Annotated in this window: 24 protein-coding genes; 11 read left to right on the forward strand and 13 right to left on the reverse strand. The window is 44.1% G+C overall.

Going from position 1 to position 21,286, the window contains the following annotated elements; translation table 11 throughout:
- The first annotated feature begins 186 nt into the window (after positions 1 to 186).
- Together MHH49_RS27705 and MHH49_RS27710 are read left to right on the forward strand one after the other, a co-directional pair.
- On the forward strand, positions 187 to 783 hold the full coding sequence (locus MHH49_RS27705) for an ANTAR domain-containing response regulator (RefSeq protein WP_036686455.1): 597 nt from the start codon (positions 187 to 189) through the stop codon (positions 781 to 783).
- A 9-nt stretch (positions 784 to 792) separates the two neighbouring features.
- Entirely contained in the window at positions 793 to 1,848 is a 1,056-nt protein-coding gene (locus MHH49_RS27710) for an anthranilate phosphoribosyltransferase (RefSeq protein ID WP_341138809.1), read from the forward strand.
- Between the two features lie 441 nt (positions 1,849 to 2,289).
- On the opposite strand, the gene MHH49_RS27715 is transcribed toward MHH49_RS27710, so the two are convergent.
- Complete coding sequence (locus tag MHH49_RS27715; protein WP_036686451.1) at positions 2,290 to 2,898, reverse strand: pentapeptide repeat-containing protein; 609 nt, start codon at positions 2,896 to 2,898, stop codon at positions 2,290 to 2,292.
- Between the two features lie 123 nt (positions 2,899 to 3,021).
- On the opposite strand from MHH49_RS27715, the gene MHH49_RS27720 reads away from it, so the two are divergent.
- Complete coding sequence (locus MHH49_RS27720; RefSeq protein ID WP_036686449.1) at positions 3,022 to 3,402, forward strand: PilZ domain-containing protein; 381 nt, start codon at positions 3,022 to 3,024, stop codon at positions 3,400 to 3,402.
- A gap of 111 nt (positions 3,403 to 3,513) precedes the next feature.
- Here the strand turns inward: MHH49_RS27720 and MHH49_RS27725 are convergent, their stop codons facing one another.
- Genes MHH49_RS27725 through MHH49_RS27745 form a run of 5 tightly spaced genes read right to left on the reverse strand, consistent with a single transcriptional unit; the run spans position 3,514 to position 7,023 of the window.
- Complete coding sequence (locus MHH49_RS27725) at positions 3,514 to 4,242, reverse strand: hypothetical protein (protein WP_339825956.1); 729 nt, start codon at positions 4,240 to 4,242, stop codon at positions 3,514 to 3,516.
- Entirely contained in the window at positions 4,236 to 4,937 is a 702-nt protein-coding gene (locus tag MHH49_RS27730; protein ID WP_170914223.1) for an ABC transporter ATP-binding protein, read from the reverse strand. The genes MHH49_RS27725 and MHH49_RS27730 overlap by 7 nt, the downstream gene beginning before the upstream one ends.
- Positions 4,938 to 4,950: 13 nt before the next feature.
- A complete protein-coding gene (locus MHH49_RS27735; protein ID WP_036686443.1) occupies positions 4,951 to 5,325 on the reverse strand; it encodes a GntR family transcriptional regulator in 375 nt (124 codons plus the stop codon).
- 2 nt (positions 5,326 to 5,327) lie between these two features.
- Complete coding sequence (locus MHH49_RS27740) at positions 5,328 to 6,074, reverse strand: ABC transporter permease (protein WP_341138690.1); 747 nt, start codon at positions 6,072 to 6,074, stop codon at positions 5,328 to 5,330.
- Positions 6,067 to 7,023 (reverse strand): ABC transporter ATP-binding protein, encoded by a 957-nt coding sequence (locus MHH49_RS27745; RefSeq protein WP_256717295.1) that lies wholly within the window; start codon positions 7,021 to 7,023, stop codon positions 6,067 to 6,069. Before MHH49_RS27745 ends, MHH49_RS27740 begins: the two co-directional genes overlap by 8 nt.
- Before the next feature lie 195 nt (positions 7,024 to 7,218).
- On the opposite strand from MHH49_RS27745, the gene MHH49_RS27750 reads away from it, so the two are divergent.
- The 3 genes from MHH49_RS27750 (at position 7,219) to MHH49_RS27760 (ending at position 9,020) form a co-directional block, all read left to right on the forward strand.
- A complete protein-coding gene (locus MHH49_RS27750; RefSeq protein WP_036686439.1) occupies positions 7,219 to 7,590 on the forward strand; it encodes a hypothetical protein in 372 nt (123 codons plus the stop codon).
- Positions 7,591 to 7,691: 101 nt separating this feature from the next.
- Positions 7,692 to 8,528, forward strand: a complete 837-nt coding sequence (locus tag MHH49_RS27755) for a sulfurtransferase (RefSeq protein ID WP_341138691.1) — start codon at positions 7,692 to 7,694, stop codon at positions 8,526 to 8,528.
- A 165-nt stretch (positions 8,529 to 8,693) separates the two neighbouring features.
- Complete coding sequence (locus MHH49_RS27760) at positions 8,694 to 9,020, forward strand: DoxX family protein (protein ID WP_341138810.1); 327 nt, start codon at positions 8,694 to 8,696, stop codon at positions 9,018 to 9,020.
- A gap of 266 nt (positions 9,021 to 9,286) precedes the next feature.
- Here the strand turns inward: MHH49_RS27760 and MHH49_RS27765 are convergent, their stop codons facing one another.
- A complete protein-coding gene (locus MHH49_RS27765) occupies positions 9,287 to 9,982 on the reverse strand; it encodes a Crp/Fnr family transcriptional regulator (RefSeq protein WP_341138692.1) in 696 nt (231 codons plus the stop codon).
- 172 nt (positions 9,983 to 10,154) lie between these two features.
- Between MHH49_RS27765 and MHH49_RS27770 the strand changes: the two genes are divergently transcribed.
- Genes MHH49_RS27770 through MHH49_RS27780 form a run of 3 tightly spaced genes read left to right on the forward strand, consistent with a single transcriptional unit; the run spans position 10,155 to position 11,626 of the window.
- Positions 10,155 to 10,493: a cupin domain-containing protein gene (locus MHH49_RS27770; RefSeq protein ID WP_076104275.1), complete on the forward strand. Its 339-nt coding sequence runs from the start codon at positions 10,155 to 10,157 to the stop codon at positions 10,491 to 10,493.
- Positions 10,494 to 10,509: 16 nt separating this feature from the next.
- Positions 10,510 to 10,857, forward strand: coding sequence for a cupin domain-containing protein (locus MHH49_RS27775; protein ID WP_036686430.1), 348 nt, complete (start codon positions 10,510 to 10,512; stop codon positions 10,855 to 10,857).
- Between the two features lie 13 nt (positions 10,858 to 10,870).
- Positions 10,871 to 11,626 carry a class I SAM-dependent methyltransferase gene (locus tag MHH49_RS27780; RefSeq protein WP_036686429.1) on the forward strand — a complete coding sequence of 252 codons (756 nt, stop codon included), beginning with the start codon at positions 10,871 to 10,873 and terminating at the stop codon, positions 11,624 to 11,626.
- A gap of 375 nt (positions 11,627 to 12,001) precedes the next feature.
- Here the strand turns inward: MHH49_RS27780 and MHH49_RS27785 are convergent, their stop codons facing one another.
- Entirely contained in the window at positions 12,002 to 12,469 is a 468-nt protein-coding gene (locus tag MHH49_RS27785; RefSeq protein ID WP_341138693.1) for a hypothetical protein, read from the reverse strand.
- 84 nt (positions 12,470 to 12,553) lie between these two features.
- Between MHH49_RS27785 and MHH49_RS27790 the strand changes: the two genes are divergently transcribed.
- A complete protein-coding gene (locus MHH49_RS27790) occupies positions 12,554 to 12,934 on the forward strand; it encodes a hypothetical protein (protein ID WP_036686425.1) in 381 nt (126 codons plus the stop codon).
- Here the strand turns inward: MHH49_RS27790 and MHH49_RS27795 are convergent, their stop codons facing one another.
- The 3 genes from MHH49_RS27795 to MHH49_RS27805 all read right to left on the reverse strand — a co-directional run bounded on the left by MHH49_RS27795 (position 12,935) and on the right by MHH49_RS27805 (position 15,995).
- Positions 12,935 to 13,393 carry a hypothetical protein gene (locus MHH49_RS27795; RefSeq protein ID WP_076101754.1) on the reverse strand — a complete coding sequence of 153 codons (459 nt, stop codon included), beginning with the start codon at positions 13,391 to 13,393 and terminating at the stop codon, positions 12,935 to 12,937.
- Between the two features lie 208 nt (positions 13,394 to 13,601).
- Positions 13,602 to 13,787, reverse strand: a complete 186-nt coding sequence (locus tag MHH49_RS27800; protein ID WP_339211838.1) for a hypothetical protein — start codon at positions 13,785 to 13,787, stop codon at positions 13,602 to 13,604.
- Positions 13,788 to 14,039: 252 nt separating this feature from the next.
- Positions 14,040 to 15,995, reverse strand: a complete 1,956-nt coding sequence (locus MHH49_RS27805) for an AraC family transcriptional regulator (RefSeq protein ID WP_341138694.1) — start codon at positions 15,993 to 15,995, stop codon at positions 14,040 to 14,042.
- Between the two features lie 375 nt (positions 15,996 to 16,370).
- Here MHH49_RS27805 and MHH49_RS27810 point away from each other — a divergent pair, with 375 nt between their 5' ends.
- Positions 16,371 to 18,434 carry a methyl-accepting chemotaxis protein gene (locus tag MHH49_RS27810; RefSeq protein ID WP_036686418.1) on the forward strand — a complete coding sequence of 688 codons (2,064 nt, stop codon included), beginning with the start codon at positions 16,371 to 16,373 and terminating at the stop codon, positions 18,432 to 18,434.
- Positions 18,435 to 18,600: 166 nt separating this feature from the next.
- Here the strand turns inward: MHH49_RS27810 and MHH49_RS27815 are convergent, their stop codons facing one another.
- Together MHH49_RS27815 and MHH49_RS27820 are read right to left on the reverse strand one after the other, a co-directional pair.
- The gene (locus MHH49_RS27815) at positions 18,601 to 20,841 is read right to left on the reverse strand and encodes a M56 family metallopeptidase (RefSeq protein ID WP_341138695.1); all 2,241 of its coding nucleotides are present in this window, start codon (positions 20,839 to 20,841) and stop codon (positions 18,601 to 18,603) included.
- Between the two features lie 5 nt (positions 20,842 to 20,846).
- Positions 20,847 to 21,224 carry a BlaI/MecI/CopY family transcriptional regulator gene (locus tag MHH49_RS27820; protein WP_076213085.1) on the reverse strand — a complete coding sequence of 126 codons (378 nt, stop codon included), beginning with the start codon at positions 21,222 to 21,224 and terminating at the stop codon, positions 20,847 to 20,849.
- Between the last annotated feature and the right edge of the window lie 62 nt (positions 21,225 to 21,286).

Raw genomic sequence — 21,286 nt, forward strand, 5'->3', positions numbered from 1 at the left:
ATTGCCGCTTCAGTCGAATACACCGTTGTATTCGTGAATGATTAATTTGTTAAACCGACTATACAACAGGAATCAGAGAACGTCAACAATTATGACATATAAAATTTAAAAATCTTAAATTCGTCGACAACCCATCGTTTCTGTGTTATATAAAATAACATAACGATTAAGAAAGGGCGTCGAACTATGCATTCCCTGTTGATTATTCAGAATAGCACGACAGAGAAGGACACAGCCGAGCGCTCAAATAGTAAAACGGATGCCATTCTCCGTTCCTCCGGATATATTGTCACAGTAGCCGTTACACAAGAAGAAGCTGTGGCACGGATCAAAGACGCTGATGCTTCCATACTCCATTTACCCATCACAGAGATCAATAGCTGGGGTACTTTACTAATGAGTCATAAGATTGCACCAATCCTTTGGTGGTGTACTGACGAAACAGCCACACTTTCACTTGCTGCATGTGAAGATAATATCATGGTGGATGGTGTATTATCGCCTTCCATGCTCTCACAGGAGATCCATTGGATCCTTCATTTCAGTGCCAAGCAATGTTTCGAAAGACAACAATGGCGTAAAGAGCGAGAACAGCTGCATGCTCGAATCGAAGAACGGAAATGGATTGATATGGCTAAAGGTATCCTGTCCAAGGTCAAGAATATTTCCGAATCTGAAGCTTATGATCTTCTCCGTAAACAAGCAATGAATGAACGTAAACGTATGGTTGATGTAGCTACTTCAATCGTTAGAGTCTATCAATTACTGCAAGATCAAACCTAAGGGGGGAATATACCTATGATCAACATTTTAAAAGAAGTCGCCCGAGGCAAAAGAGGCGCCCGAGATTTAAATTATGAAGAGTCTACATATGCCGCAGAATCTATACTCGGACGAACAGCATCTCCTGCTCAGATTGGAGCCTTTCTGGCTGCTGAGCGGATTAAGCTAGAAAGCGTAGAAGAACTTGAAGCTTTCGTCTACGTTTTACGTAAATATGCGCATCGCGAACCCCTTTTTGCGGAAGGTCTTGATTGCGCCGGACCCTATGATGGTAGAAAATCCTCATTCATCGCAACTTTTCCCACTGCATTTCTATTGTCCGCGGCCGGACTGCCAGTCACACTACACGGTACTGCTTCTCTGCCTCCTAAATGGGGAATCACTTTACAAGATATCATCTATCAATCTGGGATTGAGAAAACTGCGCTAGAACGTACAAAAGCCATTGCAGCTGCTAACAAGAGTAATGTACTATTTGCCGATGCTGAAGAATGGTGCCCTCCTCTAGGCGACCTTCGCAGCATCCGTGAGGAAATTGGTATGAGAACCTTATTCAACACCGCCGAGAAGCTGATTGACTACGCCTGCTCTCCTTTTATTATCTTCGGGATATACCATAATACAGTCTTTGACCGATTATCTAGATTACTCATAAAGCTTGGTTATCAAAAGGCGTTAATTGTCCAAGGGGTGGAAGGCTCCGAGGATCTTTTCATCGACCGACCTACCCGCGTTTACACTGTCGAGAACGGTGTGGCGGCTCTTGATATTATTGATCCGGAAGGATTTGGTTTGGATACAATTGTTCCTGAAGTCCATTGGACACCACATCAACAGCTAATGACAGCTGAGGCAGTTCTACAGGGCGGCGGTCACATGGCTTTCTATAATCAAACTCTGCTGAACGGTGCAGCAAGATTACATCTAGCTGGAAAGGTCAACTCTATCGAGGAAGGGCTGTATACCTGCAAAAGCTTATTGGATAATGGTGAAGCTTGGAGCGTATATATGAAATGGAGGGGTGCACTTCTCGGTAGCACAAGCGGTGCCTTAGGTCCTGCATAATGCATTTTCACCTCATTTTACCCGGACAATATGTAATTATTAGTAAATCTAGCTTGTGAATCCCGTAGAATTAGCGTAATATATAGTAATAATTTACTATATAGGAGGGTCTAACAGACTATGCCTTCATATTATTTTAAAGAAGTATGGACACCCTTACGCTGGGTAGGTATAAAGTTTTTTCGTGATGATGATGGATTCTTATGGATCAAATGGTGGGCAAAACCCAGAAAACGGTTACGTTAACGCATAATATTTCATATGCAATAATACATAGGTTCAGCAGTGAGTTAATTATAATAATCTGCGTTTGCCACCACCTCCGCTCTAAGCATTGGTTTGCTAGCGGAGGTCTTTAGGCATCTTTCCTGATGAAATCCTTCAAATTCAATTAAAAAGAGCACCCATCGCTAAAGTACTAGCAACTGATGCCCCTATTTACTAATTCCCTACTTTTGCCCCAAATGAACGTGCCAAGAGTACCGCCTGTTCCATATCCATCCGCACTCCCTGTAGATCCAGACTCTTTAAATCAATGCCTTCAACAATCGCTTCCCGCATATCCGCTCCCTTAAGCTTGCATTGAGACAATTGTACACGGCTCAAATCCGCTCCACGCAAGTCACTTTTTTGCAAATTACAGCCCATTAAATCCGCTTCTGTAAATCGAATCCCCCGCAGATCCTGTCTGCTTAGATTGGTATGTCTAAGGTTCGTGTACGACCAGTCCCCTCCAAGCAGCGAGATTCCGTCCAAATAAGCGTTTGAGAAATCCGATCCTACCATCTTGCAATCTTCAAATTTAGATACAAACAGGTTCGCTCCCGTAAATTTACAATTGGTAAAAGCTGAACCTTTATGGTGAGACGCATTAAGCATGGCTCCTGTAAAATCACAATCAATAAATCGACAGCCAATAGAGTTCATCTCTTCCATAGAAGTGCCTTTGAAGGAGCATTGCTCGAATGTGCAGTTATTTAACTCACCATCCTGCAAGCTTCCTTGGTCAAAATTGTGATTACGGAACGTTTCATTAAGGTATTGGTACATATAAGTCTCATCACCTTCATCAGTATTAAAAAAATTAATTCTTAATTAAAAATAGCACTTTAGTAGATTGTTCTCAACATTCCCTTTCGATATAATAGCAAATAAACAATGGGGAGGTAAATTATGGATGTGTCCAGCAGGAAAGAACCATTCCGTTATGTTATGAACCATCCGCTTGAATGCTGGATTGAAGTTCCGCTTAACAATTCCGGTCCAGGTGCTGGAAAGTTAACAGAGGCTGTATTACTCGATCTTAGCCGTTCGGGTTGTAAAGTACGCACCCCTTTGAATCTTCGATTCACGGCAAGAGATACCAGGCTTATTATTCATCTTCGATTAAATGAAGAGAAGCTTCAGCTCTTATGCAGCGCCCGTTGGGGTTGGATGTTTGGACTTGGCCAATATCAATATGGAGTTAAATTCCGCTTGGACGAAAATGAGGAAGACCGCCTAATAAGAGAGCTTGAGACATGGACCGCCACCCTTCGGGTTGAAGGTCTGTAGAACTTACCATAACAGATGCCCTTCACTTAGAAGGACGTCTTTTTTTTGCACAAAAACGAAGACAAAGCTAAATCGCTCTGCCTCCGTTCTAAAAACTATTCCGCCATGTGGTTAGGCGTCCACTCTTTTTTTAACGAGCTTGATGATGACTGCTATAAGGAGAACTGCTATCACCGCTTCAAATAGAAGAGGAGCTAGATTCAAGTGACCCTGTGTAAGCTGTATCCCACTTCGGGTATCCGTCTCAGCTATGACCTCGAACTGGAATACACTTTCCCAAGCAGTGAAGTTACTTTTGAAAATCAAATATTCCAAATAGAATATTCCATTCTGTAACAAATACGCTGTGGCCAGCCCAATCCATACTCGCCCCTTAAATTTCATACTTCGCGCAACCGTAATGGAGACCATCAAGGTAAGCATAATATAACCGGCAAACCAATACGCCTGCAAGAGAACTAATAATCCCACTTTCCAGAAATTCTCCGGAAGAAATGATGAGGAATACATTGAAAGATACACGCCAAAATGGATCAAAGCTATTAAAATAATACCCAGCAGTAGAGCTAAATAGAGCACTAACGGAGAAAGGACAGTGTTCAGGGTTCTTACGGGCACTAGGCGACGATTATAGGAATTTACATTGTTAAAAAAGGTTCGTGCTGCCATGACGAGAAAGATCAGCCCCGCGATGACATAAATTAATCCGTTTAAAATAAACCTTTCATAGTCATGCAATTTGGTGAACCCCAACCCGATCTGCGCCAGAATTATGATTACAAAAACAGCAAGGAACTTATCCCTATCTCGTCTAAAATCGTACTTCACTAGCTTTAGCATTCTGCGTACACCTCTCTGAACAGTTCATCTATGCTTTTGCCTTGGCGAAGCCGGATATCCTCTACCGCCGTATGCATCACAATTTCTCCCTCTTTTATAAAAATCACATCATCAAAGATCCGCTCAATATCCGATACTAAATGGGTTGATAAGAGAATGGTACTATCCTCTTCATAAAACTCTACCAATGCATTAAGAATTTTTGTTCTAGCTACCGGATCTACACCACCAATGGGTTCATCCAACAAATAAAGGCTAGCTCGGCGTGATAGAGCAAGTGTAAGCTGTAAACGTTCATTCATCCCTTTGGACAGATCCTTTACCTTATCTTGCGGACTTAGCTTCATAAACTCCAACATTCGCGAGGCTTTAGTCAGATCAAAATCAGGATAGAAGTCAGTTTGGAACTTTAGAGCATCAGAAACACTCATCCAAGATTCTGTAAGCGGCTTATCAGGCATAAACGATACCACCGCTTTACTCTCTGTTCCTACAGAACCCCCAATGACCGATACACGACCGGTCGTAGGCTGTGACAGCCCGGCGATGATTTTCATAAGTGTACTTTTGCCGCTGCCGTTACTGCCTAACAGTCCCGTGATCTTACCCGCACTCAGATTAAAAGATACCTCGCGGAGGGCATGCTTGGAACTATATTTTTTTGTAACTTCATGAACCTCAAGTATATTTTCCAACTTGCGTATCCCCCTATTCTCCATCCTTATTGCGGATATTCTCCGCTACCGCCGCTAAAATATCTTCGCCTTGAAAGCCAAGATCCTGCATACCACGAATGAAACGATCTAGCACATCTTTGGCCATTTCTTTTTTGATGGTCAGGATAGTACCTTCATTACTTGTGACGTATCTTCCCATTCCACGCCGGGTTTCCACGATTTCTTCACGCTCCAGTTCCTGAAAAGTTCTTTGCACCGTATTCGGATTAATCTGCAGCTCACTGGCAAGTTCTCGTACCGAGAGGATTTTATCTCCTGGTTTCAGCTTACCTGTGACGATTTCACCTTTGATGTAATTCATGATCTGTATATAAATCGGCAGGTTGTTATCGAATTCGATTGTCATGATTAAGCAACATCCCTTCGTCTAAAGACGGAGAAACCTATGAGAAGAAAGACAACTGTGTATAAGACAAGCATCACGATGGAAAAGGTCAGTGTCATTCCAGGCATAGGTGCTCCTCCACCTTCATAAGCAGATAAATTTAAGTTTGGAAACAGAACATATTTGTAAAAATCACGGGAAATAATCAATTTGTCTATCATTAACGCAAACATAGTAGCCCCAATCGTTACTCCCGTTGAAGTGGTCAATATCCCCAGCATAAAAGCAAGTGTTCCATACACAACTGTACTAACGAGATTATACAATAGGTTTGTAAGCATCTCACTCATACCCGCTTCTCCACCACTTAGTCCAAACCACAAAGCCCCTGTTCCAAAAACGGCTATACCTCCAATGACAGTCAAAGTCAAAGTATACAACAGTACAACCACATATTTGGATGCGAGGATTGCTGTACGGCTTCTGGCGCGGATAAGCAAGAACTTGATGGTTCCTTGACTATACTCTTTTGAGACAATACCTGCTGTTCCGATGATCGCAAGAATTGTAATCACTTGGCCAATCCCTTGGGAAAGCAGCATCATTGCTGAAAAATCATAAGCTGATTCAAACATGTCAGGTGAAACAGAATGAACAATATAACCTAATAGCAGGGATAATAGAATTAATATCACATATGGCACAATAAATGTGCGTTTCTTTGAGATCTTGAGCCATTCATTAACAATAAGATTATTGAAGTTACGCAATGCGGTTTCCTCCTGTCCATTTCAAGAAATCTTCCTCAAGACTCTGTTTATTCTCCGTAATCCGGAAAATTCCCACACCTTCATCACTAAAAGCAGATACAAGCTCCGGTACTCTGCTATCAAGCAGACTTACTATCACTTCAGAACGAGCGCTGTCCATGGAGGCCAATTCCGCATAATCTAAACGCTCCAAGAGGTTTATCGCCGCTTCAACCGATCCTACACGGATGGTTAGCTTTACTTGTGCGGTTGCTTCCTGCTCTTCACCAATCGCAGTTACGGTTACCAGCTTACCATTCTGGATTACGATAGCCCGATGGCATATTTGTTCAATTTCAGTGAGCAAGTGGCTGGAAATTAGAATAGAGATGCCTTCCACTTCGGCGATGGTACGCATATAATCACGCATTTCCCGTATTCCAGCCGGATCAAGTCCGTTCGTAGGCTCATCTAAAATCAATAACTTTGGCCGATTGAGTAGCGCTTGAGCAATCCCTAGACGTTGGCGCATGCCCAGCGAATAAGCCTTTACTTTTTTACTCATCGCTTCTTGAAGTCCTACCAGTTCTACAACCTCATCTATTCTGCCAGCCTCAATATTATCCGTCATTCTTTGGTACTGCTTCAGATTATCAAGTCCAGTCATATACGGATAAAACTCTGGATTCTCAATTATCGCACCGATATGGCCAATCGCCTGCTTAAAATCATTCCTTACACTGTGACCTTGGATAATCACATCGCCTTCACTCATCCGTATTAAACCCGTCATCATTCGAATCGTTGTGGTCTTACCTGCACCGTTTGGACCTAACAACCCAACAATTTCACCCTTACGGATATCAAATGTCAGCTTATCCACAATCGGTCTTCCTTTGATAATCTTACTTACCTCATTCATTTGCAGAACGACTGAATCTTTCATCTCTACACCACTCCCCTGTTTCATGCGGATCCTCCCTGCCAACTAATGTATTGTTCATTCGTTTTATTGTGTCAGTGTCATAGTTAAATAGTACACTAATATGTTATTGAAGTAAAGCCCAAAATGATAAGTTAATGCAAATAAGGGCTTTCTATTAGACTATTAGCCAAGCAAAAAATTTATATGAACATAGATTAGATAACAAAGGAGGAATTACAAATGAAAAAAGAAGTTCATGTATCGCAGACTTACCCTCGCTTGACCGTGTACGATGAAGAAAACTTCAATGGACGCCGTAGAATATATACTGGCAACCTGGGTATTCGTAATACGGACAACATCCTCGATGGTATTGAGAGCCTTCGGTTCTTCTCTACTAGCAGCAATGCTACACTGGTACTTTTCACTAGAACACGGTTTAGAGGGAATTTCCGTGTACTTCGCGGAAACCGCAACATTAGGGATCTGGATGATTTCATTTCAGGTAATGACGTGGAGTCCATTATTTCTACTAACCAACGCTTAACCCTCGAACAAATCCGTAATATCCGCAGCAGCGGTAACTTGCCTTCGGGATATCGTTTGATCTAATTTTTAGAGGACGCAGTTTAAGCCATAAGCTTAAGGTGCGCCCTCTTTTATTTTCCGCTATAATGACTCCATACATATTAAACAGGAAAGAAGGCTACTTTATGGAACCGATCGTTTCTACTCGATGGCTGCTTGCTCGGTTATACGAGCCTGAACTTGTTATAGTTGATTGCCGTTTTTTACTTACTGACCCGGAAGCTGGACGTAAAGCCTATACAGAAGATCATATTCCCGGCGCAGTTTATCTACATCTGGAAGAACAACTCTCCGCTCCTGTAAGCTCACACGGGGGACGCCACCCACTGCCAGAAATTTCAAAGCTAACTGCCGCACTTAGTAAGGTTGGCATTAACAGAGATAGTATTATCGTTGCTTATGATGATCAAGGTGGTGCCTACGCTTCCCGTCTGTGGTGGATGCTTAAATATTTGGGGCATGAACGTGTGTTTGTAATGGATGAAGGCTACTCTGCTTGGAAAAAAGCATCCTTCCCCGTCAGTGATCATCAAGCGGTTCGGATTCCTAGCCAGTATGAAGCAGATGTTCAGAAGAAGATGCTTACTAGCATGGAAGATGTGCAAAATGTAGTTAACGCCGGTGGCGCACTATTGATTGATTCCCGCGAGTCCCGTCGCTATGAAGGTTTGGAAGAACCGATTGATCCGAAGGCAGGTCATATTCCTGGTGCGATCAATAAGTTCTGGAAGGATGTTCTCGATGAGCAAGGGCGCTGGAAATCAACTGAGGTGCTGAAAGAGCATTATGAAGGTATTGATCCTGAGCAAGAGATTATTGTGTACTGCGGTTCAGGCGTAAGTGCTTGCCCTAATGTACTGGCGCTAGGAAAAGCCGGGTACAAGAATGTTAAGCTGTATGCGGGAAGCTGGAGTGACTGGATTTCATATGAGGAGAATCCGGTGGCTACGGGAGAGGGTTAAGCGTTCGTTTTTATTTGTATATTTAAGAAAAGGAAAAGCCCGCAATCTTTGCGGGCTTTTTTAGCTTGCGCTTAATACCGAAACGTTTACGACAAGAAATCGATTTTCCGAAGGTCGGATACGTTTGCCTCTGCTTCGTCTTCTTCACCGTACAGCATCGTACATATCGTATTGGCGGCAGGCTTCGTATATTCGGGATGGATGAAAACCGTTCGTATTGAGTCGTCAAAAAAGACATGGGCCTGGGTAAATGATGTGCCGAAAAGACTAGTTGTTCTGATCGGAATCGCGGAGCTACTCAGAGCGCTGGGCCTTGTTTTGCCGTGGGCACTGAACATAGCTCCGTTGCTAACGCTGATCGCCGCGATCGCTTTGGCTGCGGTTGCACTGCTCGGGATGCTGTTTCATATTGGGCGAAAAGAGTACCGGGAGCTCGGCGTAAATATCTTTTTTGTAGTTCTGGCGTTGATCGTGGCAATTGGAAGACTATAAAGGAAGTTGTATGCGGGTAGTCGGAGTGATTGGATTTCATATGAGGAGAATCCGGTGGCTACTGGAGGAGAGTAAAATACAAAAGCCCGCGTCCGACGCGGGCTCTTGTATTTATGAGTAACTCCGATAGATAGCTAAAATCAACAAATCAAAACTCAAGTCAACAGTTAACTAACTTCAACTACCTCTTTTATGCTGTTTAGATCGGTCAAATACTTTTCTAGTGCATTTTCTAGCTGCGTACTCCTTTTCAAGTTTTGGGGGAATTATTCTAAAAATCTGATCCGCAGCTGATTCTCCGCGTCCAACAGCTCAAATTGATTTCGATTAAACCGGATCAGCCCGTCCTTCGCCATCCGCTGCAGCTCTCTGGACAAGGCGCTGCGGTCAACAGTCAAATAATCAGCCAGGTCGCTGCGGGTAAATGGAATTTCAAAACAGGCGGAATTGTTTTTTTTGGTCTGGAGGGCTAAATAATGCAGAATACGGTCCCGCAGCGATTTGTGGGAGACCAGATCCAGCTTTTGATAGATGGACCGGTTGTTCTCAAGCAGCAGGGCCAGCATATTCTCAATGATCCGGCCCCTTAAATGGCAAGTGTCCTGGCCGGGCCGGACAATTTTATTTATTTTGATAAACAGAATCCGGCATTCCGAACCCGCCACCGCTTCATAGCCGCTGTGTTCTTGGACAAGGCGAAGCGCCGTTTCGCCAAAGATTTCCCCATCCCCGAGCTCCGAGAAAATAAATCTCATGCCTGAGATATTATCTTTGCACAGCAGAACATTGCCATGGATAATAATGCCCGCCGAATCCAGAATATCGTCTTTTCTAAAAATAACCTCCTTCCGCGCAAAATCCTTGATTGTGCCCTGCAAACAGCTCAGCGCTTGCTGCACCTCCCGCTCCGCGAACCCCTTAAACAAAATAGTGCTCTGTATCCTGCTCAGATATTTCTGCAATTTTCTCAGCCTCCTGTTGCCATGGCAACAGAGTCATGATAAATACTCTGCTACAATAAAATAAATGAGAATAATTCTCATTGGTCATTCTCATTATATCAAATTGCAGGAATCATTCAATCAAGCAATTTGGAAATAAACAAAATGCTGTACTTTGAACAGGGGGGATCGTATGAGTGGAATTACAGCAGGCAAGGTATTTTTTTTAACAGATATGATCAGCGTTAAGCCACACCGGATTGCGAGCCGAGTGCTGGCATTGCCCGTATCTGCAGCCGAAACAGCGGCACAACCGGAATGGGTATTGTATGCCATGGATCAGGAGGAGACCATCAGTTCAGAGACCGCCCCCAAATCTAAAATCATCCATGTGCTGGAAGGCGAGCTTCATCTGCTGGTGGCGGAAGAGCCCTATCAATTGACAGCCGGCGCATCCGTTATCGTCCCAGCGGGCACTTGGCATGATTATTCCGCCCGCAGCAGCTGCAAATTTCTGCAAATTAGTATATAAAACGGAGGTATTCAAAATGGAAACAGGTTTATTCATTAAAAAACTGCCGCAATCCGCAGTCATTGATTTGAAGGACATCATCACAATAGAGGAACAGCAGGTTTCCAGTCTGACCCTTGTACAGCGGCCAAATCTGGCAATGACCCTTCTTTCGCTGGACAAAGGCTCGTCGATTGGGGGACATTCTTCCCCGGGTGATGCCATGGTCAACATTTTGTCCGGGCAAGCGGAAATTACAATTGGAGAAGACAAGTACACTGTTCATGCCGGGGAGACCCTCGTTATGCCGGCCAATATTCCGCATGCCCTACACGCAACAGAGGCGTTTCAGATGCTTCTGGTTGTAGTCAAGCCGGATAAGTAATGGGGTGAATGCGATGAAAAAGGAAGTAGGCCATAATTTTTTGGCGCGGCTGGGAAAAAAACGTTTGCGGCCCGGCGGCGTTGCAGCAACCAACTGGCTGATCCAGCAAGCCAATCTGAGTACGGACAACCAGGTATTGGAGGTAGCCTGCAATATGTGCACCACCTCCATTCAACTGGCCGGGAAATACCACTGTCAAATTACCGGCATTGATATGGACCCGCGGGCGCTGGAAAAAGCAAACCGAAATATCAAAAATGCCAACTTGGAAAACTATATCCGTGTCCGGCAAGGAAATGCACTGAAGCTACCTTTTGAGAATGAGAGCTTTGACGTTGTCATTAATGAAGCCATGCTCACGATGCTTAACCAGCCTGCGAAGGAAAAGGCAGTCGCCGAATACTATCGGGTACTGAAACCTGGCGGCATTCTGCTTACCCATGATATTACCTTTGCCAAGGAAAATATGGAAGAACGTCTGGCCGAGCTGCGCCGCACCATTCACATCAATGTCGAGCCACTGTCTGTTGGGCATTGGGCGGGATTGTTCCACTCCGCAGGCTTTAAGCAAGTAGACAATGCTACCGGTCCCATGTCCTTGATGAGTATCAATGGACTCATTCGTGATGAAGGGGTTATCGGGGCGCTGCGTATTGTGAAAAACGGGCTCAAGAAAGAGAACCGGGAACAGTTCAAAAAGATGTATACCTTTTTTAATACGACGGGTAAAGATCTGAATTATATTGCCGTTTGCAGCAGCAAACAATAGTTGTGCGCAGGCCTATCATGTCTTATGATAGGTTTTTATTTCCACTGACGTTGAGAATGATTATCAACAAAATTCATCAATATTACCGTCTGGAAGTCAAAATAACCGCTTGAAAGGAACTCACGATGAAAGCTAAATCTGTTTATGCCTTGTGCCTCAGTTTGCTGTGTTAAGTGCCTGTTCGCAACAAAAAAATGAAAGTTCGCCCAAATCCGCTGCTCCCTCCGAAATTCTGGAGCAGCTGCTGACGGCGCAGTAATTGCCTGAATGAAGCAGAACATTTTAAAATCAAATATATAGAAAACGCGAGTCCGGGTAGCACTGCCCTGAACTCGCGTTTTTTTGCTAAGTTATTCGGTTATGTATTTCTATCGCCTATTTTGCCGGGTATCGCTTCAACTGCTGCTCAAACACGGTATTGTAGTAAAATTTTCGCGGATAGGTATCCTCCTTCAACAACTTGTAAAGTACGGATTGACCTTCTTCATAACGGACCGCAAATTCACATTCATCATAAAAACGCCGGGACAGCTCGCGGATCAAGTCTATCTCGGACGAACAGCGCCATCCGAAATAAATCATATCTAGCTGGTCCAGCGGATCACGGTAAGTGTCGAGGACAATACAAGCGTTTGGCTGCACTGGATTGCTGTAAACAAGCACATGTCCGTTGTGAACAGGGTTGGCAAAAAAATGTTCATAAATCTCCGCAACGGGTACTGTAATGCTCAATTGATCCATGATGATCTGAAAATTCGGGTGCGCAATGTAGGCATCATTCTGCTCATCCGGGTACTCCACCAATTCTGTAATGGATGCCATGATCCCAAATTCATACTTCATATGAACATCCTCCCTGTTGATTGCTTGAAAAATATCCCTATGCTTGCTATGATAACAAAATTATTGGGATGAGAGGCGATTATTATGAAAAAAAAGCTGCGTTCTATCACGCTCAGGGGACTGGAATACAGCTACATACTGGGCATGCGAATCCATGACAAACGGAGTCTGCTTGAATTAAAGGTTTATCATAAAAATGTAAAGCTCCATCCGCTACGCATCCAAATCCTAACATGGGATGATCCGATTGCCGGATGTCCGCTGAATACAGGCTATCTGCTGCAAAACCATAAAAAAGGGTTTGATGTTGTCTATAATCTAAACCATCCACAGCGTATCCGCGAATGGATCGAATATGGAACGGCTAAAGGCTGGGACGGCACCCGGACAATAGAGATCATATATGGATTGGATGCTATGCAGGAAATGGGCTACGATATTACTTCATTGCGCACTTCTATATAATCAGTCAAAAACCTGTTCCAGTGCTTGCGGATTATAAGGACTGATAATTTTATATGCATTCAAGTGAGGATTGCTTAAATCATTGTCATAGATGATCATATGCTGTCTGCTTTTTAGAATAATATCAAATCGTTGCTTGCGATCAGCCTGAACTATCGTAATATAATAGCTGAAATTTTTGTCAGAACTGACATTTCGGGCCGATTTCATTAATTGAACATGAGAGAAATCAGTAAAGATCCGCTCAATAACAGCAGGATCAGTAATAATGATGTCTTTCTTTTCACCGGGAACTGAAGACAATCGCGAGATTTCTAGAGAGGCGATTTCTTCCAATCGGATGGTATTGGCTACGATTCGTTTAAACGAAGTATAGCGGCTTGCTGTATAGGCCATCAAAGAGACACCTACCCCTGTCAGAAGCGCACCGACAAGCATGTATTTTCTATTTTTATCCATTTCCCATTCCTCCCAGTAATACGATTCTGTAAGCTACAATTATAAAACTATAAAGACATCGGTGCAAATCTGCTTATTTTAACTTCTACATAGCACACGAGCCAGGGGTCAGAAGGAAATACTTAAGTCAAGTCAGCCCCCAAGCTGTTTTGTTCCTAAACTAGCGCAGAAAAGCCACTCTATGGGTGGTACGATGGACGTCTTGCCCCTAATCCTCCAGCTCGTCCAGCTTCGCTTCCAGTTCAGCCAGCTTACGATTCGCTTGATCCAATATTTCCTGAAGCTCTGCAGCTTCTACTCGTTTTATTTCTTTTTTTACGGTTTCAATCTGCTGTTCCAAATAGAGAATATCAGCTTCATTTCCTGAGTTGTTCCAGATCTGTGAGTAAGTCATAGTCAGCCTCCGTTTATCTGTGCCACGATTCAAGCATAACCCGCATTCCACTTCTTCAGATTAATCGATGCTACTCTTGGAGTCTAGCTAATCAACAAAAAACAATGACCGATTACTTTTCTATATTCAACACTCTTAACTTTATAAACAAAATAAAGAAGCAGTGAGTTACTCCACTGCTTCTTTGTTGCCCCTTATTTCCTCAATCAAAACGGTCATTAAACTTCACGTCAAGGGTTAACCTGATCTCATTTATTTAGCCAGCAGTTTAGGGAACTCATCCAGCAGCATGCTGCTGGTCAACATATCGTCATAATTCCATTTGGTCTCCACAAAAGTAACTTTTCCGCTCTTAACAGCAGGTAGCGAGCTCCACAATGCAGTTTTCATTAACTCATTAAAGGAATTTTCCGCATCAGCATTGGCCGGATAAATGACAAACAAATGGTCACCAATAAGCATCTTATGCATTAGCTCAGGGGAGACCTCAATATAAGGCGCGCCTTCTGCCGGCTCAATTTCCTTCACTGCTTCTGACATTTTGTAGCCCTGCGGCTGATACAGCAGTGCAGGAATGCCACCAGTTTTCATCAAATACATTGTCTTGTTCCAATAATAAATCAGCACTACCGCTGTTTCTCCTTCGGCAAGTTTACCTTCCTGACGCAATCCGCTCCACATATTCTCGGCCTTGCGATTATATTCGGACAACAGTTGCTCTGCTTCAGCCTTTTTACCCACTATCTCACCAATGACAGGCAGACGCTCAGACAAGGGTTTACTCTGGTCAAATACAACAGTAGGTGATATTTTGGACACTTCTTCATATTGTTTGTCCATCACATAACCTAGCATTGTTAAATCCGGTTCCAGATCCAAAACAAGTTCCAGATTTGTAGGAAATCCGATATCCTGTGCCGGGGTTATCTCCTTGTCCAAATAGACTGATTCTTCAATAAACCGGCGGTCGACACCGACCGGCTGAATCCCGAGTGCCAGCAGGTCTCCGATCGAATTACCCTGCAGCACAATCCGCTGTGGACGCTCTGGAATATCAACCTCATGCCCCTGACTGTCTTTATATACTCTTGTAGATTTTGAATTGGTGGCTGAGTCCGGTGGACTTGTCTCTGTTTGCACAGAGGATACCGGACTAGGGCCAGCATTCGCAGAATTAACAGGACTGTTCCCTGAAGAGCAAGCACTAAGCATTAAAACAAGACATAACAGCATCGCTGCTCCCATTGACATTTTTGTATTTCTAACCATCAGTAAATCCCCTTTTCCTCTATATTGATAATGATTATCATGATCATTATCAATATAACTTGGCTCAGCCCATCCTGCATTAGACAATCTTAGCCTGATTTTAGGACGATCTGATCCTTTGGCAGAGCCTAGGGCCAATGACTTAAAATTACCCGGAGTCACACCGGTTGTTTTCTTGAAAATACGGATGAAATAGGACAGGTCCGTGTACCCCACTCCGGCGGCAACCTCCTGCAATGATGCATCGGTATTTAGCAGCAGTTCCTGCGCCTTATCTATTCGCGTCCGAATAAGAAAATCAATCAGACTGGTACCCGTCTTGCTTTTGAACTGCTTCGCCACATAGGTCACACTATAATTAAGCTGCTCTGCAATAGAGGATAAGGTAATAGGCTGACTGTAATATTCCCGTATGTATCGAACGGCTTGCTCCACCAGATCCGGCTTGACGGGATAGACTCCATATGCCTGTCTCTGCCGCTCAACTTCGTAGACAAATTGATAAAGCATTGCTTTGATCTGAATCCGTTCAAGTGAACTTGAGTCCAGCCATTTTCGGTGCATCACCTTTACTTGAGACAGTAAAACCACTGGAGCATCCGGAGCAAATTCATATTGTTTTTGAAAAGGACTGTTTCTTTCAAAAAGTCTACGTACACCTGATCCGGACGTTAGCGAAAGCGAAGCTTTATAGAAAATAAAATAAAACTCCATTTCCTCCCTGACCCAATCAATATCCAGTTGCCCTCCCTTTCCGCTGTGTAGGATATGAAAACGTTCTGCAGCATGTTTATTTCCATTGAGCCGAAAACCTGCGTTGCCGCGAACCATATATAAAAAACCTGCAGCCGGGAACCTATAGGAGGTCAGCTTGTCGCCGGCCTTAAACAACATATGGCGAATATCAACCAGCCGGATATGTGCATAATCCCAGAGCATCAAATTATCATCAGTATTTAAAATCTTTACTCGCCTCCTTCCTATCGGAAGTATAATTGATAATCATTATCAACCGCAAGAGCTGGAAGCAATATACAAACAAGAAGTCCGAAAAAAGCAGTTAAGCATCATCTAAAAAAATAACAATTCGCCTCTAATCGGTAACTTCAATGTGCCAAGTCAACAGACTAATTGTTAAGATCTCCCTCGCCCCCCACCATCTTGAAATCCCGCACCAGTCAAGGGTTTATCCTGTGCGTTATCCATTTTAATTTAATTTTTTTATTCTCAAAATTACTATTTCGAAAATCTCACTATCTTCCGATATGTTCTTATGAGCTATTTGCTCAGAGACAACTTGGGGGAGATGGTAGCATGTTAAAACAACTAAAAAAAAGGCGGTTCGGTTCATCAAGCATAGCAAATACTTTGTCCATTGTACTTTTAGTTATTATTGTTGTCGTCTTCTCAATCTTGGGAACCTTTATGTTTTCCAGCACTCGCAGCATACTTGTGAAACAACAAGAATCTATGCTTCAGACCAAAACACAGGCACTTGTCAGTCAATTTGATGCACTATTTAAGGAAAAGGGTTCACTGGTCAAGCAAATGTCAACGAATAACTTATTCAAACAATACATCGAAACCACCAAATCTCCAGAAATGGCCAAGACTTCACCGCATGCCGCTGAAGTAGCAAAGACACTAGCTGCCATTGTAAAGGTGGAACCCACTTTTGCAGATGCATGGATTGCTAGTACTGCCGGCAAAGGTTTTTACATCCTCAACAATGGTACGACATCAGATGCTGCTTTTAACATTAAAGAACGGCCGTATTATAAGCCAGCAATCGAAGCAGACGGCCTGTACTACTCCGATCCTTATATTGACATCACTACAGGCGATATGCTGATGGGTATTTTTTATCCGATAAAAAATGACAACAATACATTAATCGGTTTTGTCGCGGTTGATATAGCGTCTAAAAATATCCCTGAGATAATGGAAAGCTATAAGCTAGGCAGCACTGGTTATTCCATTCTCGCCTCCAAAACAGGTGATATACTGTATCACCCAGACCAGTCTAAGGTCACAAAGGAAAAGATTAATGAGCTGCCAGGTGATCTTGGGGGGATCGGCAAGAAAATGATCGCTGGTGAATCCGGCGTACATCTGATTAATGACAACGGAGAACGCCGTTACATCGGCTATGCTACAAGTAAAGATACCGGCTGGTCCGTAGGTTTAACTATTTCAGAGCGTGAAGTGCTCTCCGAATTAAAAAAGTTCACCTGGATAACGATTGGCGGGTTTGTGGCAGCGGCGATTCTGCTCGTTCTATTTTCGTATATCACACTCCGTTATCTGCTCAGATCCATACCGAAGCTGCTCACCAAAATCAAACGGGTGGAAAATGGGGATTTGACTGTTCAATTTGATGCCTATTCCAACAACGAAATTGGACAGATCTCCAACGGAATATTCAACATGGTCCAGAAAATTCAAGGGATGCTTCAAATAGTGGGTACCTCCGCTCAGGTATTAAACCAGTCCTCAAAAGATCTGCAATCCATTTCTTCCCGTACAGCTATAACGATGAACGATACAGCAACGGCCATTAATGAGATTGCGAATGCGACCAACTACCAGTCGATTGAAACGGATACGATTTTGCAAAAAACCGGATCATTATCTGGTCAAATTGACGAAATCGCAAATGATGCCATAGCCATAGAGACGATGGTGCAGGCTTCTGCCGACCAGAGCGAACTGGGGTTAGGTGTATTGAATCAGTTATCGAAATGGGCAGAAGAAAATCACAACTCCACTCATTCGATATCGTCTGCCATTCATGATATTGATCAAAGCCGTCATGAAATTTCAAGTATCGTGGACACGGTACATCAAATCGCTACGCAAACCAATCTGCTGGCGCTAAATGCTTCCATTGAAGCAGCACGTGCGGGAGAACAGGGGCGCGGATTTGCCGTTGTTGCCGGAGAGGTTCGCAAGTTGGCGGAGCAGACCGCACAGGCCACACAGGAGATTGGCAGAAAGGTTCATGAAATCGAGGAAAAAACTAGAGCATCCGTGGAATACACAGCCCAAGGACTTGAAATTGCCGAAGAAAATGCAAAATCCGTGGAGGCTACGAAACAGGTATTCTTTAGCATCAACAGCGATTTGGAGGCTTTGAGATTACGTATGATTCAAATCAGCAGCAACACCTCCAAAGTCCATAAGCACAAAGATGAAATCCTACAGGCACTCGAAATCATTTCTTCAACTACAGAAGAGAATTCCGCTTCGACGGAAGAAGTTAGCGCAAGCACGCAGGAACAATTGGACAGCATTGAACAGGTTGCCGAGCTATCCCAGCAGCTCAACCAGTTGTCCAAAAAGCTTCAGGACGAATTAAACCAGTTCCAGGTCGAATAGCCCTCTAGTCATCCGTAAGTTACGCAGTCATGAGACTATCCTCCCTTCCAGAAAAATTAAGCAGCCAGTGCATGCCGATAATCCATCGGCGCGCACTGGCTGCTTTTAGTTTCAATTCGCTAGTAATGGTCTCTTCAATCGTACGGTACAGACCTTTGATAATTAACTATTTATACGGGTCAGGAATTTCCTCCCACTGACCAGTAAAGATATCTACTTTAATCGTAAATTCCCTGCTTCCTTGCCTAACATCACTGAACAAATAACCATCCCCGATAAAGCCTGAAATCCAGTCCGTACCTGTTGGCTTGAAACCCTCTGTATCAAAGATAGGTTGGAGTAACTTATACAGTTCCTTCTGGTATTCTGTACCGTTAGAGATATCCCACAGATCTATCGCTTCTCGGTTTACAAGACTTCTCAGTGGACTGCCAGAAGTTACGTCATGAACCGTTCCGGTAAGCGGATTAATTTTATAGCTGCTGCCTTCCCCTACGCCATTCAGTGGATCTATATCCACCCTATATTGATCTCCGTCTTTGCTAAAGGTCCAACCGCTTGCCGGAAGCTGTTTTTCCATCATGGACTTGATGTCCTGTTCACTGAGCGGTGGAGATATAAACGAACCATAGTACATCTGTGCGCTCTCAATGGTCAGATTCTTCCCGTAAACGGCAATAACTTCGAGCGGAAACTCAGACATAGAGGCTGCACCAGCCAAGTGGGCTATAATTTGGTCATCTATCAGCTCGTATGAAACTATTGAGCCAAATCCGACCTTCTCTCCCCAAGCTCCCTCAGTGTAATCATATACTTTGGTCAAATGCTTTCCGTCCAGTTCAGCAGATACATAGGTATGGTTATTTCGGTGTGTAATGGAGGATTTCAGCCTCTGATTCAACGTTTCGATCGGATCTTCGACCACAAGCTCTTCCAAGGTAACAGGCTGGAGCACATGAATCTCACTCATAGAAAGTCCGGTACCTGTGCCGGTCGTAATGCGTATGAAGATTTCTTTAGTCCCATCCCCGTTCACATCTGCTTCTTCAATCAATGGAGGCCGAGTTTCATCTTCCCCGGCATTCCACAAGAACGTACGGCTTACTTCACCACGCACATCTACCGTGACTTTATGCAAAAGTGCATTCTCCCCAGTGGGATTAGCAGATACCGTGATTCCGTTTTTTTCCGCCAATAGAGTGCCTTTAACGCTGGAAGCGGTGCTCTCTTTATCCTGCGCTTCTGCCCGAAAAGTAGCAGGAGCGCTCTTTGCCGGGGCTGATGCAGAATTCAGCTTTGCCCCTGTCAGGGTACAGCCACTTAAGACCATAATTACAGCTAGGCCCAGCAGTGAGTTTTTTGCCGTAAATTTTTTGTGTCTGGTAATCATGATAATCCTTCTTTCCATTTCCTTTTTACTGCTCGAAATGCCAGCTGTACCTGCCAACCGGATCGGGTCGGGTAAGGTTTCTAACAATTTGAGAAGTGTCAGGGCATAACTTCTGTGGCACGCTGGTTCAAGATGCTTCAAGGCCAGAGCATCACAGGCAACCTCTTGATCCTCTTTCATTTGGCGTACGGCATACCACAACAGAGGATTAAACCAATGCATGGCCAGCAGCAGACCTGTCAGCAGATTTAGCAAAATATCACGGCGCTTCACATGCGCCAGCTCATGAAGGAATATATGACGGAGCCCGTTCGTCTCCAGAGTGTGTAAGGTAGAGGTAGGCAGCAGCAACATGGGCCGTATAACGCCAAGTAGTGTCGGTACGGCAATCTGCTTTGTCTCGATCAGCTTGACTGGGCGCCGTACCTGCATCTCCTGCTGACAGGTTCGGAACAACCGTTGGATTTCTAAGGAATGAATCTCTGGTTCCCTTCGAACCCGTGCGGTAAATCGAAGTTGTACTCGAACTGACAAGCCCAGTACCACCGCGGCTCCGCCAAGCCACACCAAAACCAGAAAATATAGAGGCTCCCACCCTGAATCGGTCGCCCTGGAAGAACTGTCTATTTGCGGATTGACTTGTGCCACATCATCCGATGCCGATGCTCCCGGCAAAGGTCCAGTTTCTGCAATTCCAGTAACTGACGCTGCTTCCTCTTCCTCTCCGGTCAACCCGGACATATAAGTAAAGCCGACTTCCGACTGTACTGACGGAAAAATGGTACTCTGCGCCGCTTCTTTCTCCAGCGGCAACAGATTAAAAATACTAAATGTGCTTTCTGGTGCCCAAGGTATTGCCAGCCTCAGGATCAGTGGTATCCACAGAAGATACGTCCAGGTAGGTTTTAGACGATCCTTGAACAGGAACCGGGTCAATAAGATCAGCAGAGCCAGCACGCTCGCCATGGCAGACAGCGACAATACCTTGACGAACAGATTGTATGCAGCTTCCAGCAAGCGGCTCAGTCCTTTCGTTCATCCAAAATTCTCTTCAATTCTTCAATATCTTCCCGGGACAACTTTTCATCCTGCAAAAAATTGACCAACATCGGGCGTAGAGTTCCACCGTAGATCCGCTTCAGAAAGGATCGTGTCTCCGATTGGACACATTCCTCTTCCCTCACCAGCGGATAATATGAATACAACCTACCTGTCTGGTTATAACCAATAGCCCGCTTCTCTGTCAGACGCTTAATCAACGTCCGTACCGTCTTTGGGTTCCAGTCCCTGCTGCCTTCTAGTGCTTCAACAATCTCACCTGCAGTGCGCGGGGCACTTGCCCACAGCACCTTCATCACTTCCCACTCGGCATCCGAAATCCTTGGAGTTTCCTTAGACATAATACTATCCACCATTCTTTCCTAGCATGACTACATTTGTAATCCAATATCCAAAATATACA

This window comes from Paenibacillus sp. FSL F4-0122, from assembly GCF_038002845.1.
Taxonomy (GTDB): Bacteria; Bacillota; Bacilli; order Paenibacillales; family Paenibacillaceae; genus Paenibacillus_AQ; species Paenibacillus_AQ odorifer.

Excerpts from the sequence above, each read along its gene's own strand:
- MHH49_RS27705 (WP_036686455.1), top strand. The coding sequence starts at position 187 with ATGCATTCCCTGTTGATTATTCAGAATAGCACGACAGAGAAGGACACA.
- MHH49_RS27715 (WP_036686451.1), bottom strand. The coding sequence starts at position 2,898 with ATGTACCAATACCTTAATGAAACGTTCCGTAATCACAATTTTGACCAA.
- MHH49_RS27720 (WP_036686449.1), top strand. The coding sequence starts at position 3,022 with ATGGATGTGTCCAGCAGGAAAGAACCATTCCGTTATGTTATGAACCAT.
- MHH49_RS27725 (WP_339825956.1), bottom strand. The coding sequence starts at position 4,242 with ATGCTAAAGCTAGTGAAGTACGATTTTAGACGAGATAGGGATAAGTTC.
- MHH49_RS27735 (WP_036686443.1), bottom strand. The coding sequence starts at position 5,325 with ATGACAATCGAATTCGATAACAACCTGCCGATTTATATACAGATCATG.
- MHH49_RS27745 (WP_256717295.1), bottom strand. The coding sequence starts at position 7,023 with ATGAAACAGGGGAGTGGTGTAGAGATGAAAGATTCAGTCGTTCTGCAA.
- MHH49_RS27750 (WP_036686439.1), top strand. The coding sequence starts at position 7,219 with ATGAAAAAAGAAGTTCATGTATCGCAGACTTACCCTCGCTTGACCGTG.
- MHH49_RS27755 (WP_341138691.1), top strand. The coding sequence starts at position 7,692 with ATGGAACCGATCGTTTCTACTCGATGGCTGCTTGCTCGGTTATACGAG.
- MHH49_RS27770 (WP_076104275.1), top strand. The coding sequence starts at position 10,155 with ATGAGTGGAATTACAGCAGGCAAGGTATTTTTTTTAACAGATATGATC.
- MHH49_RS27775 (WP_036686430.1), top strand. The coding sequence starts at position 10,510 with ATGGAAACAGGTTTATTCATTAAAAAACTGCCGCAATCCGCAGTCATT.
- MHH49_RS27780 (WP_036686429.1), top strand. The coding sequence starts at position 10,871 with ATGAAAAAGGAAGTAGGCCATAATTTTTTGGCGCGGCTGGGAAAAAAA.
- MHH49_RS27785 (WP_341138693.1), bottom strand. The coding sequence starts at position 12,469 with ATGAAGTATGAATTTGGGATCATGGCATCCATTACAGAATTGGTGGAG.
- MHH49_RS27790 (WP_036686425.1), top strand. The coding sequence starts at position 12,554 with ATGAAAAAAAAGCTGCGTTCTATCACGCTCAGGGGACTGGAATACAGC.
- MHH49_RS27795 (WP_076101754.1), bottom strand. The coding sequence starts at position 13,393 with ATGGATAAAAATAGAAAATACATGCTTGTCGGTGCGCTTCTGACAGGG.
- MHH49_RS27800 (WP_339211838.1), bottom strand. The coding sequence starts at position 13,787 with ATGACTTACTCACAGATCTGGAACAACTCAGGAAATGAAGCTGATATT.
- MHH49_RS27805 (WP_341138694.1), bottom strand. The coding sequence starts at position 15,995 with ATGCTCTGGGATTATGCACATATCCGGCTGGTTGATATTCGCCATATG.
- MHH49_RS27810 (WP_036686418.1), top strand. The coding sequence starts at position 16,371 with ATGTTAAAACAACTAAAAAAAAGGCGGTTCGGTTCATCAAGCATAGCA.
- MHH49_RS27820 (WP_076213085.1), bottom strand. The coding sequence starts at position 21,224 with ATGTCTAAGGAAACTCCAAGGATTTCGGATGCCGAGTGGGAAGTGATG.